Here is a 13,002-nt window from a genome sequence, read left to right on the forward strand (position 1 = left end):
AATGAGAAACCGCCGACGATCCTGCGTCGGCAGTCGATTAAAAACCGTCTTCAATTCATTGAAATCAGGAGTGATTGAAACCCTTTATAAAAACCCAGACTTGCTATTGGACATGGCAAAAAAACTTAGAGCGTGTTATGAACTTTGCCCTTGTCACGCTAACGTATACGGATGAAGCCTCGTAAGCCTTATTCCACCGATATTTCCGACGAAGAATGGGCCTTTGCGGCTCCCTATTTGACGCTGATGGACGTGCAGGCACCGCAGCGCAAGTATGAGCTACGCGCGATGTTCAACGCACTGCGGTGGATCGCGCGCGCCGGCGCACCATGGCGATTGCTTCCCAACGATTTTCCGCCCTGGGAAGCGGTGTATCAACAAACACAGCGCTGGCTGCAAGCGGGCTGCTTTGAGGCCATGGTCAGTGATCTGCGCTCACTCTTGCGTGTGGCGCAAGGGAAAAAAGGCCAGCCGAGCGCGGTCATTTTCGATGCTCGCACGCTGCAGTCCACCTGCGAAAGCGGGCCGCGTGCTGGATACGATGGCTATAAACGCAAGAAAGGCAGCAAGGTACACATGGCCGTCGATACGCTTGGACATCTGCTCGCTGTCCAGGTGACGCCGGCTAATGAGCAGGAGCGCGCGCAAGTCCGATCGTTGGCACAAGAGGTACAACACGTGACCGGTGAAACGGTCAAGATCGCCTTTGTTGATCAGGGCTACACCGGTCAAGAACCGGCGCAGGCGGCCACGGAAGAAGGCATTGAGTTGCAAGTGATCAAGCTGCAAGAAGCGAAAAAAGGCTTTGTCTTGCTGCCGCGCCGTTGGGTTGTCGAGCGCAGCTTCGGATGGGCCAATCGTTTCAGACGGCTGGCACGCGACTACGAGCGATTGCCGGAAACCTTGGCCGGTTTGCACTTCGTCGTCTTCACGATCCTGATGCTTGGAAATGCAGCCACCCTCTTTCAAAGTTCATAACACGCTCTAGCGACAACACTCTCGGCGTCAAAGTTGCAACCAATGGTCAGATAACCGAAAAAATTCTTGCGCAATTAGTCGACGAGACAAATGGCGACCTTACTGCCCTTGGCGAAAAAGTTATTTCGGCTGCCAATGCATCCATACAGACGGCAATCCGTTTCAATTTAAAACGACGTTATCAGCCATCGGCCCCACCCGCCAACAGCCCTCCTGAATTGATCCAACAGGAACAAAATTCGCCGAACGCATCATTCTTCTCGGGTGTCAGCACGCTATGGTGCGATATGGGCTACGAAGGGGAGCCCTCCACGCCGCACTCTCCCCCTAAAAGTACGGCTTCGACCTTCAGCGGCCACTCTTCTCTGAATGGCCGCGAATTCGGCCTCAATATACCTTTGGAAGTCGAGCAGCCGTGCACCCCCCATCGCTATGACGCCATGCACGCAGCTGTGGAGCAGTCGCTCACACCTGCCATGAGCCCCGGCAGGATCGATGTGGACGATATGCCCACGCCCCAGTCCACAGAAGGCAGCGGACTTCAGGGACTGACGCACACTTCCTGGCTGGGGGACGAACATTTGTATGCCTATACCCAAGCCCTCGCCCACCGATTGGAAGGAAAGCCTAATGCCCAGTTACTCAACTTTGCCGACCCGCTGCAGGTCGCCCTGCTGATCTCGGGGGACGATAGACAAAAGCACGATGTGCTGCGCCATCTCGCTGGAGCCGATACCCCGCCCATCGTGTTCCTGCCGATCAACAATCCAGAGTTCCATTGGTCGCTGCTGGTCATCGACTGGCGTACCGGCGAGGCTTTGCACTACGCTTCCTCGCTGAATCCCGAGCACGCCAAATACGCTACTACGACAGCGCAGTACAGATTGGCCAGCGAGGCGGCCCAAGCCATGGGCATCCGCCCCTCTTCTGTCAGGCCAATGCCCATAGCGCAGCAACAGAACAGTCATTCCTGTGGCGACCACGTACTGACTGGAATCGAGGTGTTGGCGCATAGCGTGATAAAGGGCACGTTTGAAGTAGGACTTGGCAAGGACCTGCGCAACATCGCGCCGGACCGTGGCCGCATCGCCGACCTGCTGACGGGCGCCGAGCAATTCCGAACGGAAAGCCTTGCCAGAAAAGCCCCCGAGTCGCCGGTCGAACAATAGAATTAAGAAAAGCAAATGGTGAAGATGATGGGCGTTCCACGTCGACGTTCGGCACACCCGCTACGCCTTCGCCATCTGCGCACCGGGTGTGCGATCGATAGATCACGACGAGTGATGCTTGAGAGCTGGATCGGCAGCGCTTCGACCAGATGAGAAGCCAAGCTCATCATTGGCGCTGATGCGCGAGAGCTGGCAGTGTTCAGCGGATATCCCTGAGCCGCATCAGCTTAACCAGATCCAGGAAAGAGTCGTCTTTTTCATTATGAAGCAGAGCGAAAAAAATGCGGAGCACATAGAGCAGCAATCGTCGGACGCATACCCAGAGCACCTACCAAAGCGCGCAAGAGCAGGCGACTGGCCGGCCGGCGAGTCCGGGCGCCGTTGCGCCCGGAATATCGTCGCCCTCAGGACCTTCTGGCGTCCTAAGGATGCACTGGATAAAGCGGATGGTTCGACGCAGGCGCTTCCACGCGTCTGGGGGTCTCGATACGCCCGCCGCGGAGGTGATGGGACCTTCGTGGTCAGCCCAGCACGAGGCGTCGAGTTTCAGCTCTGCATTCGACTGGCATGCACTGCATCCAGCAGTTACAGGGCCGCAGCACACCACCGCTATGTCGCAAGCGTCAATACTGACCTTCGACGAAGGTGACACCGGGCCCGAATGGCTATTGCAGCGCGGGGTTTGCGATCGGCAGATCGTTATTACCCGCAACGTGGCCTATCACGTCGTCACCAGACAGTGCAAGGTCAGCGGGTTGGACCAGTCCCAACTTTATCTCAATCCATTATTCCCTTGAGAGGTACCTGAACGATTTGCCGTATGCGTGTGGGCACATCGCACGACGCATCGCCGATGCAGTGCGCTGACATCCCGCTCAGAGCGGCTAACAAAACCCAGGAAGTAGCCGTCAGCAGATAATGGAGCAAGCGAGCGCAACGCCAGGTGGATAGCGCTACGACATTCCAAGCGGATGCGCAGCTTGCTCCTGCCTGCAAACCAGCCGTGGGTGCGCTCGACGCCTCAACGATCCGGCAGTCACCTGTCTGGCATGCAATCGCGCCGCCAGACCGGTGATCGATCGCAGTCACATTTCCAGCACGACCTTGCCCAGATGACTGCCTTGTTCCAGATAGTGATGTGCGGCAGCGGCTTCGCTCAACGTAAAGCGCTTATCGAGCAGTACGCGGATCTTGCCTTGCGCGATCCACGGCCACACCACGCGCTCCACTTCCGCTGCCAGCCGCGCTTTCTCATCGGCACTGCGCGGGCGCAGCGTCGAGCCGGTGAGGATCGCCTGCTTGCGCATCAGTAGCGGAATCGGCACCTCGATTTTCGAACCAGCCTGCGACGCGATATAGACGATGCGTCCGCGTGGATTGAGTGCTTCCAAGGTGTCGGCGAAGACCGCAGCGCCAACCATGTCGAGCGCCACATCTACACCGCCGTGTGCCTTGGCCACATCGACAAACGAGTCGGTGGTGGAATCGATCGCCACATCGGCACCCAGCTCGCGCGCCTGCGTCGCCTTGCCGGCCGAACGTGCGGTGGCCAGCACGTGCGCGCCAGCCGCTTTGGCCATCTGGATCGAGGTGACGCCGATTCCGGAAGTGGCGCCGTGTAACAACAGCCACTCGCCGGCCGCCAACCGGCCATGCTCGAACAGATTGGTGTAGACGGTGAAGGTGGTTTCCGGCAGCGCCGCGGCGTGCGCCAGATCCATGCCGGCAGGAATCGGCAGCACGTGCCGCGCATCGACTGCGGCGTACTGTGCGTAACCGCCACCGCCTAGCAGTGCGCACACGCGGTCGCCAATCTTCCAGCGACCGGCCGGCTCCACGATCTCGCCGGCGACTTCCAGTCCCAGCGTTTCCGGCGCACCGGGCGGTGGCGGATAGTGGCCAGCACGCTGCAGCAGATCAGGCCGATTGATGCCGGCTGCATGTACGCGGATCAGCACGTGCCCCGACGCAGCACGCGGGCGCGCTTGCTCGCTGGCATACAGCGCATCGGCATCGCCCTTGCCATCGCGGATGGCGATGGCGGTCATGGTGGTGTCGCTCATGGAGGCACTCCGTAGAAAGTGCGTCAAGTGTAGGCATGCGTCCGTCAACGCTTGGCGCAGGCGCAATGTTGATGCTCCGCCGACGGAAAACGACACGGATATCAACCCGCTCGAACCGTGTGGAATCTACCGCGTATGCGCGACGCGTCACCGCTGTTGAATCAAGGGACCGCACACACAGCCAGCCCACGACGCGCTTGATGGTGATCAATACGCCGACGCGTGGGACGCACGCTGGGCCGGCAGGCCGCGCACAAGACACGACGCCTGGTACTGCACGTGACCCACGCGCGCCTGCACTCGACAGACGCGCGGGGCAGGACCTCACTCTTCGCTGGGAGCGGGGTCCCGATCGATGTACTGACGAATCGCCTCGAAGACTTTCGAGGTGCCGTCATCCTGGCCCAAGGGCAAGCGTGCCGCAAAATCGCTCAGCAGCTTGTTGCCATCCACGCCGGGCTGTTCGGCCAGTGCAAGCGCCAGATCGCCGACGCTGCGCGCCAACGCGACCCAGATGCGGCCCAACGATTCGGCGATTACTTCCAGTTCCTCTTCTTGCATGTCGCGCTCCGATCAAGTGGCGTGGGGGTGACTGAAGCTTACCGCGTGCGCCGCGCGTTGACGCGCGCGAGCGCAAGCAGCCCCGACCATGAAGGGGGTGCGCTCATGTGTGCACACTCGCATCGGCGGCGCCCCGGAAACGCTGCCGTCCGCCATCGATGTCGGCCTGCGGGTCGGTGAGGACGGCAGTGCACGATTCACCGCACCAGCGCCCGGCCAGTAACGTCCGTTGGTGGAAGTGCACGACACCAAGGGCCACGCCGGCTACGCCAAGCTGCCTTTCCAGGTGCGTGTCCGTAGCACCTCGATGGCCGGGAGCCTCACGCAATCGAGACGCTCGCAACCAAATATGCATTCATCGCGATGAAGCGATATTATGCCCGCACGATCCGCCGGACCTGCCGCGATGACGCATCTCAGTTTCGAGTTCTACCCGCCCAAAAACGACGACCAGCGCGCGCAGTTGGACCGCACCTCAGCCAAGTTGAAGGGCTACGCGCCGGAGTACGTGTCGTGCACCTTCGGCGCTGGCGGCTCCACGCTCAGCTACACTTCTGAGACAGTGCGCCACCTCAAGCAGAAGCACGGTTTCGACGCCGCACCCCATCTGTCTTGCGTGGGTGGCAGCCGCCAGGAAATCCGCGAGCTGCTCAAGCTCTACCGTGCGCTCGGCTGTAGGCGCATCGTCGCGCTGCGAGGGGATCTGCCCTCCGGCATGGGCCATCCGGGCGATCTGCGTTACGCCTCGGACCTGATCGCCTTCATCCGCGCCGAGCACGGCGACGCCTTTCGTATCGAAGTGGGTGCCTATCCGGAAACCCATCCGCAGGCGGTCGATGCGCTGAGCGATCTGCGCTATTTCAAGGCCAAGGTAGACGCGGGCGCGGATGCAGCGATTACCCAGTATTTCTACAACGCCGATGCGTACTTTCATTTCCGCGATGCGGTGCAGCGCATGGGCGTGGAGGTTCCGATCATTCCGGGCATTATGCCGATCTCCAACTTCTCGCAGCTGCGGCGTTTTTCCGAGCAGTGCGGCGCGGAGATTCCGCGCTGGATCGGCAAGAAGATGCAGTCCTACGGCGACGACGCCGATGCGGTGCGCACCTTCGGTGCGGAAGTGGTGGCCACCTTGTGCGAGCGCCTGATCACAGGCGGCGCACCGGCGCTACACTTCTACACGCTCAATCTGACCAAACCGACCACGCAGGTGCTGCAGTTGCTGGGGCGCTGAGCGACACCGTTGAAGACACGTTCTTCGCTGGCATGTCTGTCGCAAGCACATCCCTTGCAAGCACGCGCGTGAGTAGCGGGCGCCGGGCAAGCGTGCGTGGTCCCGGCGCGTTGCTCGCCGGCTCACGCGCGCACCGCTACGCTGCGCCGATGCCTCGCCTCCTGCCTCTGTTGTTGTTGCTCTGCTTCTATCACGCCGCGCGCGTGCAGGCGCAGGAAATCCATCGCTGCGTCTCGCCGGACGGGCAAGCCATGTTCACCGACCGGCGCTGTGAAGATGTCGACGTCGCGCCTCGCGCGCCACCGTCCACGCGCGCGCAGGGCGACACCGGCTTGTATCGCTACGGCTGCCCGCGGCGGCTGAGCGAGCTGGTGTCGTTGCTGCAGGCGGCGGTGGACAGCCGCGACGTCAACCGCCTGTCCAGCCTGTATCTGTGGAGCGGCCAGTCCGACGCAGACGCCGATCAGGTGTTAAGCCGCCTGGAGGCCATCGTGCAACGCCCGTTGCTGGACATCGCGCCGATGTACCCGCAAAGCGACACGCCGACCTTGGACGCCGATAGCACCGCACCTACGCCATCGCTGGATGGCAGCGCGATCGATGCGCCACTTCCCGCACCTCCCAGCCGCCCACGACCGTGGGGCCTACGACTGGAACAGAACCAATCCAGCGGCATGCCCGCGCGCAGCGTGTTGCGACTACGCCGGCAATACAACTGCTTCTGGGTGACGTTTTAGGCCGGCAAAACGACTGCGCAATCGCCAGACGGGTGCAGCCGGTGCTTCAACCTTCGCGCAACCTTGTTGTGGGCACGGTTGTCCGCACCGACCTGACAGCGCTCGCTACGCCCCGTTGGCAACGCCAAGAACAGCAGCATCGCCGCACGCGATTACCCAGCGAGGCAGCCACCCACCAACAAGTTGCTGTCATTGCGGCCAAAGCGAGCGAATCGCCGCGATGCCCTGCGCGCCATGCGAACGCGCCTCGCGCAGGTCATCGACCTGCATGCCGCCGAGCGCGTAGATCGGCAGCGAGACCTGCTCACGCAAGGTCTCAAACCCGTTCCATCCCAGCGGTGCCGCACCCGGATGCGACGCGGTGGCCTGCACCGGACCCAGTACCGCGAAATCGCAGCCGATCCGCTGCGCGTGGCGCAGATCCTCCAACCCATGACAGGAGGCGGCGACCAACTGTTCGGCCGGCACCGGACGTTCCTGCAATCCTGCCAATTGCTCCGAGCCCAGATGCACACCGATGCCGAGTTCACTGGCCAGTGCGATATCGCGGTTGAGCAGCAACTGAGCACGTGCCCGACCTCGTAGACTCATCACCTGTTGCAGCAAGGCCTTCCAGCGCACGGCCTCGGCGTGCCGCGCGCGCAACTGGATGCGCATGATCCCGCCCTGCAGTGCGCGCTCCAGACCTTCCAGCCACAGCGCATCGTCGTCGGGTTCGGGGGTGATCAGATAGCGGTCGGGCTGGCGCAGCACGCCGACCACCGGCACATCGGCTGGCGGCATCGAATAGCGGGCCAACTTGTCTGCGGCCACCCAGGTCATCGCCTGGCCTTCGCGACCGCGTGGGCTGCCTTTCCAGGCGGTGATATGGCGCACTTCCAGGCGCAGGCGCTTGTCGGGATACAGCTGCGGCACATCCATCAGCCACTCGCCAACCTGGGCGTCGATGCCGAGCTCCTCGTTGAGCTCGCGTACAAGTGCTTGTTCAGAGGTCTCGCCAAGCTCCCGCTTGCCGCCCGGGAATTCCCACAGGCCAGGCATGTCGCGGGTTTCGGTGCGGCGGGTCAGCAGGATGCGGCCGCGGGGGTCGGTGATCACGCCAGCAACGACGTGAATGGATCTAAGAGAATCAGGCATGCTGCAAGAGTGCCGCGAGTGAGCGGTTCAGCGCAATCGGGATGGCGGCTCGAACGTCCGTCGGCCGCGCTCCATTGGGCGTCTGCGCCACCGCTCAGCACCGGACCGGGAACATATGGAATTCGCAACTGCCGACTTCGGATCTGGCTCCAGCCAACCTCCAATGCCGAATCCAGGTCTTACAACGGATGTCCGATCCGCCACAGCACACTGCTGGGATCGTGCAAGGTGAAATCGCGTGCGCGCCATGGTCGATCTTCCGGCGCACTGCAGGTCACCCCGAAGTGCTCGTCCAGACCGGTGTCGTGCACGTGATGCCACCAGCCATCGTCATCGTCATCGTCAACCCAAAGGTGCAGCATCAGATTCTCGGCCAATTCGCGCAGATAGAAATCCTGCAGTAAAAACGCGTGATGCGCGCCATGCCGGAAGCAGCTCACGCTGCCTACCTCGTCTTCTCTGCACGAAGCCCGGCGCACGATAGAAGCGCTGCGACAACGCATAGTCGCGCAGGCACGAATACCTTCAGTTGCTGGCTGGACAGCAGCGTCATGACCGCACTCCACGCAGGATGCGGCCTAGCGCAGACGCCCCGCAGTCGCGTAAGTAGAGCCCCCTTGGTAAGGGGGCGCGAAAAGGCGCGGGGACCAAAGGCAAAGACCGTGCACCCAGCAAGGCTGGGCTGCTCCACGGTCGACTTGACTCAGCTCAGCTCAGCTCAGTTGACCGTGGCAGTGCTTGTACTTCTTACCGCTGCCGCAGGGGCAAGGATCGTTGCGGCCGACCTTGGGCTCATCGCGGATGACCTGCGACACCGGCACCGGCGCTTTGCCGCCCTGCATCTGCTCTACTTCCTCGTCGGCAGCGTAGCCGCCGACATCCTGGTGCTGGAACTGCGAGGCCATCAAGCGCGCTTGCGCCTGAAGACGCTCCTGCTCTTCCAGCTCGGCCACTTCTTCTTCGCTGCGGATACGCACGCGCGCCAGCAAGTTGATCACTTCGCGCTTGACGTTCTCCAGCATCTCGGAGAACAGCTCGAACGCCTCCTTCTTGTATTCCTGCTTGGGCTGCTTCTGCGCATACCCGCGCAGATAAATGCCCTGACGCAGGTAATCCATTTTGGCCAGATGCTCTTTCCAGCCCTGGTCGAGCATTGTCAGCATCACGTGCTTTTCGAGCGAGCGCATGGTGTCGTTGCCCACCGCCGCTTCCTTCTCGGCAAAGTGCGCATCCACCGCCGCCTGCACCTTGGCCGTCATCTGCTCGGCGTCCAGTTCTTCCTGCGTGTGTGCCATCTCGCTCAGCGCAAGCGACATGCCCAACTCGGATTCCAGCGTGGCTTCCAGGCCCTTGAGGTCCCACTGCTCGTCCACCGAATTGGGCGGCACGAAACGCGCAACCAGGTCGTAAATCACATCTCCACGGATGCCATCGACGTTGTCCTTGATCGATTCTGCATCCAGCAATTCGTCGCGCTGGGCGTAGATCGCCTTGCGCTGATCGTTGTTGACGTCGTCGAAGTCCAGCAAGTTCTTACGGATGTCGAAGTTGTGCGCTTCTACCTTGCGCTGCGCTTTTTCGATCTGCCGGCTGACCAGGCGATCTTCGATGACGTCGTCCTCCTTCATACCCATCATGCGCATCGCCTTCTGCACCCAGTCCGAGGCGAAGATGCGCATCAGATTGTCTTCCAGCGACAGATAGAAGCGCGACGAACCCGGGTCACCCTGACGCCCGGCACGGCCGCGCAGCTGGTTGTCGATACGACGCGACTCATGCCGCTCGGTGCCGATGATGTGCAGGCCACCAGCCGCCTTGACCGCATCGTGACGACGCTGCCATTCAGCCTTTGCAGCAGAGCGCTGCGCGTCGCTGATGTCCTCGCCTATGCCATGTAGCTCGGTTTCCAGCGAACCGCCCAGCACGATGTCGGTACCGCGACCGGCCATGTTGGTGGCGATGGTGACTGCGCCCGGCTGGCCGGCGTTGGCCACGATCGTGGCTTCGCGCTCGTGCTGCTTGGCGTTGAGCACTTCGTGCTTCACGCCGGCCTTGCGCAGATGCTCGGACAACATCTCCGAGGTCTCGATCGAGGTGGTACCCACCAGCACCGGCTGGCCGCGCTTGGCGCAGTCTTCGATGTCGGCCAGCACCGCGTTGAACTTGCCCTTGCGATTGAGGAACACCTGATCCGGATGGTCCTTGCGCACGGTCGGGCGGTTGGTCGGAATCACCACTACTTCCAGGCCATAGATGCTCTGGAATTCGTAGGCTTCGGTGTCGGCCGTACCAGTCATGCCGGACAGCTTTTTGTACATGCGGAACAGGTTCTGGAAGGTGATGCTGGCCAGCGTCTGATTCTCGCGCTGCACCGGCACGCCTTCCTTCGCCTCGACCGCCTGATGCAGGCCGTCGGACCAGCGGCGCCCGGAAAGCGTACGGCCGGTGAATTCGTCGACGATCACCACTTCACCATCGCGCACGATGTAGTCCACATCGCGCTGATAGATCGCATGCGCACGCAGCGCGGCATTGAGGTGATGCACCACGCTCAGGTTCTGCGCGGCGTACAGGCCGTCTTCGGCATTTTCGAGGATGCCGGCCTGCATCAGCAGTTCTTCGGCGTGTCCCATGCCCGCCTCGGACAGATGCACCTGCTTGCCCTTTTCGTCGATCCAGTAATCGCCCTCGCCTTCTTCGCTTTCCTGCTTGGTCAGCTGCGGCACGATGCGGTTGACGCGGATGTACAGCTCCGGCGATTCGTCGGCCGGGCCGGAAATGATCAGCGGGGTGCGTGCTTCATCGATCAGGATCGAGTCGACTTCGTCGACGATCGCGTAATGCAGATTGCGTTGGTAACGGTCGGCCCGCGACAGCGCCATGTTGTCGCGCAGGTAATCGAAGCCGAACTCGTTGTTGGTACCGTAGGTGATATCGCTGCCGTAGGCTTCGCGCTTGTCGCTATGCGGCATGCCTGGATACACCACGCCCACGCTCAGGCCCAACCAGTTGTACAACTTGCCCATCTGCGCGGCATCGCGGCGCGCCAGATAATCGTTCACCGTGACCACGTGCACGCCCTCGCCCTGCAGCGCGTTGAGGTACACCGGCAGCGTGGCCACCAGGGTCTTGCCTTCACCGGTGCGCATCTCGGCGATCTTGCCCAGATGCAGCACCATGCCGCCGATCAGTTGCACGTCGTAGTGGCGCATGCCGAGCACGCGCCGGCTAGCCTCGCGGCACACTGCAAACGCCTCGGGAAGCATCTTGTCCAGTGGCTCGCCGGCGGCAAGCCGCTGCTTGAATTCCGGGGTCTTGGCTTGCAGCTCGGCATCGGAAAGCTTCTCGGTCGTCGGCTCCAGTGCATTGATCTGGATGACAAGGCGGTCGAGCTGGCGCAGCTGGCGTTCGTTACGACTGCCAAAGACACGGGTAAGCAGACTGTTGATCATTGAAGAAACCGGTTGAAAAGGAACGGTTTGACCGACGCCGGTCCCCACAGACCCGACCGCCGTAAACAAAACAGGGCGCACTGCGCCCTGTCGATGGCAACGCCCTATTGTAGCTTGGGGCGGGCCTTCACGAATCAAGCACCGCCCACGCCTGCGTCAACCGCGCCCTCGACGCCCTACCGGCGTGTTGGTATCACCCAGGAACTTGCGCGGATTGACCACACGCCCGTCCGCCCAAACCTCGAAATGCACGTGCGCGCCAGTGGAACGGCCACTGGAGCCAGCCTTGGCGACTTGCTGGCCTGCGCGCACCAGATCGCCCACCTTCACCACCAGCCGCGAGTTGTGCGCGTAGCGAGTCACGTAACCGTTGCCGTGGTCCACTTCGACCACGTTGCCATAGCCGCCGCGCACGCCAGCGTAGCTGACCACACCATCGGCGACCGACATCACCGGGTCGCCCACGTTGGCGTGGAAGTCCACACCTTTATGAAAGCCCGAGCCACCATCGAACGGATCGGCGCGGCCGCCGAAGCCCGAGGTGATGTAGGTATTGCGAATCGGCATCCGCGAGGGCACCGAATTCTGTTCGAGCTGATGATCGAACATCAGCGAGGCAAGCACGTTCAATTGCTGGCCGGAGGCGGAAAACTTTTGTTCGACTTGCCCTAGCGTCTCCTTGAGTGATTCGATCGGCATGTCGCTGACCGGCTCAGTGCCGCCACCGACGCCGACCGGCTCGTCGAAGTCGAACTCGCCGTCCTTCAACTTGCCCATTTCGGTTAGCCGCTCGCCCAATGCATTGAGGCGGGTGGCCTGCGCCTGCAGCTCGCCCAGGCGGGCGGCCAATGCGTTGACCTGTGCCTGCGAGGCGCGCTGCACCTGTGCAAGCTCGGCCTGCTGCTGGGCGACCTTGGCCTTCAGCGTGGAATTGGTCATCATGCCGGTGGCGGTGCTCGCACCGACGCCGATCAACATGCCCAGACCCAATACTGCGCCGAGCACTATCATTGGTCGATCCGCAGCGAAGCCCTGGAACTTCCGGGCCACACGCTGCACCCGGGTCTCGCGAGATTTGATTACAACTTTCTTCAACGCCATATGAGTGTTATGTCCAAGCCCAAGTCCAACGCACGCACCGCTTCCACTCCAAAGCAGGCCATCGAGGCCGCGTTGGGGGAAAAGGCTGGCGACCCCTTGCGCCGTGCCTTGTGGCTCGATGCGCTGGACCGGCAGTTGCGCCCCGTGTTACCGCCCCATTTGTCCACCCGTTGCCGGTTGGCCAATGTCCGAGGCGAACAACTCGTTTTTTTAGTTGATTCACCGGTCTGGCATGCCAGGTTGCGGCTTGCCGAGACCCAAATCCTTGATGCCGCCCGATCCATCGGACTGAAGGCCACAGCAGTGACCGTCAAGACCACAACTACCGCACTGCATTCCCCAACGCAGCAGAACCGCGAGCGTTCACAACCCGTGTCCGAGGCGACGCACAAAGGCTTGCGCGACGCATTGGCTTCCTTGCAGGACGTCGTACCGACCAAGCAGTAGGGTCCTCGCCGCTCTTCCGAAGCGGCCACCAGTGCATGAAGAGATTGCGAAGACCACAGATAGCCCGACGCATCCTAGCGGGCATAGGGCCCGCAGGAGTTAGGGAGATCTTAAATAAACGTT

At 61.8% G+C, this 13,002-nt stretch carries 11 protein-coding genes and 1 pseudogene; 6 read left to right on the plus strand and 6 right to left on the minus strand.

What is annotated here, in order from left to right; genetic code table 11:
* Positions 1-171 precede the first annotated feature (171 nt).
* Together PD885_RS15985 and PD885_RS22190 are read left to right on the plus strand one after the other, a co-directional pair.
* Positions 172-978 (plus strand): IS5 family transposase, encoded by an 807-nt coding sequence (locus PD885_RS15985; protein WP_002802516.1) that lies wholly within the window; start codon positions 172-174, stop codon positions 976-978.
* Positions 979-1,484: 506 nt separating this feature from the next.
* Positions 1,485-2,147, plus strand: coding sequence for a Ulp1 family isopeptidase (locus PD885_RS22190; protein WP_231892747.1), 663 nt, complete (start codon positions 1,485-1,487; stop codon positions 2,145-2,147).
* A 1,085-nt stretch (positions 2,148-3,232) separates the two neighbouring features.
* Here PD885_RS22190 and PD885_RS16000 read toward each other — a convergent pair.
* Positions 3,233-4,210 carry an NAD(P)H-quinone oxidoreductase gene (locus PD885_RS16000; protein WP_088056988.1) on the minus strand — a complete coding sequence of 326 codons (978 nt, stop codon included), beginning with the start codon at positions 4,208-4,210 and terminating at the stop codon, positions 3,233-3,235.
* Between the two features lie 324 nt (positions 4,211-4,534).
* Positions 4,535-4,771 carry a hypothetical protein gene (locus PD885_RS16005; protein WP_002812342.1) on the minus strand — a complete coding sequence of 79 codons (237 nt, stop codon included), beginning with the start codon at positions 4,769-4,771 and terminating at the stop codon, positions 4,535-4,537.
* 88 nt (positions 4,772-4,859) lie between these two features.
* Between PD885_RS16005 and PD885_RS22440 the strand changes: the two genes are divergently transcribed.
* The 3 genes from PD885_RS22440 (at position 4,860) to PD885_RS16015 (ending at position 6,742) form a co-directional block, all read left to right on the plus strand.
* On the plus strand, positions 4,860-4,994 hold the full coding sequence (locus PD885_RS22440; protein WP_257784595.1) for a hypothetical protein: 135 nt from the start codon (positions 4,860-4,862) through the stop codon (positions 4,992-4,994).
* A gap of 183 nt (positions 4,995-5,177) precedes the next feature.
* Positions 5,178-6,005: a methylenetetrahydrofolate reductase [NAD(P)H] gene (metF, locus tag PD885_RS16010; protein ID WP_002812344.1), complete on the plus strand. Its 828-nt coding sequence runs from the start codon at positions 5,178-5,180 to the stop codon at positions 6,003-6,005.
* Between the two features lie 149 nt (positions 6,006-6,154).
* On the plus strand, positions 6,155-6,742 hold the full coding sequence (locus PD885_RS16015) for a hypothetical protein (RefSeq protein ID WP_052032164.1): 588 nt from the start codon (positions 6,155-6,157) through the stop codon (positions 6,740-6,742).
* A 189-nt stretch (positions 6,743-6,931) separates the two neighbouring features.
* Here the strand turns inward: PD885_RS16015 and PD885_RS16020 are convergent, their stop codons facing one another.
* From PD885_RS16020 to PD885_RS16035, 4 genes and pseudogenes are all read right to left on the minus strand, one after another.
* Positions 6,932-7,879, minus strand: coding sequence for a Nudix family hydrolase (locus tag PD885_RS16020; protein WP_002812350.1), 948 nt, complete (start codon positions 7,877-7,879; stop codon positions 6,932-6,934).
* A 179-nt stretch (positions 7,880-8,058) separates the two neighbouring features.
* Positions 8,059-8,432 (minus strand): annotated as a pseudogene (locus tag PD885_RS16025) (VOC family protein).
* A 160-nt stretch (positions 8,433-8,592) separates the two neighbouring features.
* A complete protein-coding gene (secA, locus tag PD885_RS16030; protein ID WP_002812356.1) occupies positions 8,593-11,331 on the minus strand; it encodes a preprotein translocase subunit SecA in 2,739 nt (912 codons plus the stop codon).
* 156 nt (positions 11,332-11,487) lie between these two features.
* Positions 11,488-12,432 (minus strand): M23 family metallopeptidase, encoded by a 945-nt coding sequence (locus tag PD885_RS16035; RefSeq protein WP_002812359.1) that lies wholly within the window; start codon positions 12,430-12,432, stop codon positions 11,488-11,490.
* Here PD885_RS16035 and PD885_RS16040 point away from each other — a divergent pair, their 5' ends adjacent.
* Complete coding sequence (locus PD885_RS16040) at positions 12,433-12,879, plus strand: DciA family protein (RefSeq protein WP_002812360.1); 447 nt, start codon at positions 12,433-12,435, stop codon at positions 12,877-12,879.
* Positions 12,880-13,002: the final 123 nt, after the last annotated feature.

The organism is Xanthomonas fragariae, from assembly GCF_900183975.1.
In the GTDB taxonomy this organism is placed as follows: Bacteria; Pseudomonadota; Gammaproteobacteria; order Xanthomonadales; family Xanthomonadaceae; genus Xanthomonas; species Xanthomonas fragariae.

Bases quoted from the DNA above. Each gene is read 5' to 3' on its own strand.
- PD885_RS15985 (WP_002802516.1), top strand. From the start codon at position 172: ATGAAGCCTCGTAAGCCTTATTCCACCGATATTTCCGACGAAGAATGG.
- PD885_RS22190 (WP_231892747.1), top strand. From the start codon at position 1,485: ATGCCCACGCCCCAGTCCACAGAAGGCAGCGGACTTCAGGGACTGACG.
- PD885_RS16000 (WP_088056988.1), bottom strand. From the start codon at position 4,210: ATGAGCGACACCACCATGACCGCCATCGCCATCCGCGATGGCAAGGGC.
- PD885_RS16005 (WP_002812342.1), bottom strand. From the start codon at position 4,771: ATGCAAGAAGAGGAACTGGAAGTAATCGCCGAATCGTTGGGCCGCATC.
- PD885_RS22440 (WP_257784595.1), top strand. From the start codon at position 4,860: ATGAAGGGGGTGCGCTCATGTGTGCACACTCGCATCGGCGGCGCCCCG.
- metF (WP_002812344.1), top strand. From the start codon at position 5,178: ATGACGCATCTCAGTTTCGAGTTCTACCCGCCCAAAAACGACGACCAG.
- PD885_RS16015 (WP_052032164.1), top strand. From the start codon at position 6,155: ATGCCTCGCCTCCTGCCTCTGTTGTTGTTGCTCTGCTTCTATCACGCC.
- PD885_RS16020 (WP_002812350.1), bottom strand. From the start codon at position 7,879: ATGCCTGATTCTCTTAGATCCATTCACGTCGTTGCTGGCGTGATCACC.
- secA (WP_002812356.1), bottom strand. From the start codon at position 11,331: ATGATCAACAGTCTGCTTACCCGTGTCTTTGGCAGTCGTAACGAACGC.
- PD885_RS16035 (WP_002812359.1), bottom strand. From the start codon at position 12,432: ATGGCGTTGAAGAAAGTTGTAATCAAATCTCGCGAGACCCGGGTGCAG.
- PD885_RS16040 (WP_002812360.1), top strand. From the start codon at position 12,433: ATGAGTGTTATGTCCAAGCCCAAGTCCAACGCACGCACCGCTTCCACT.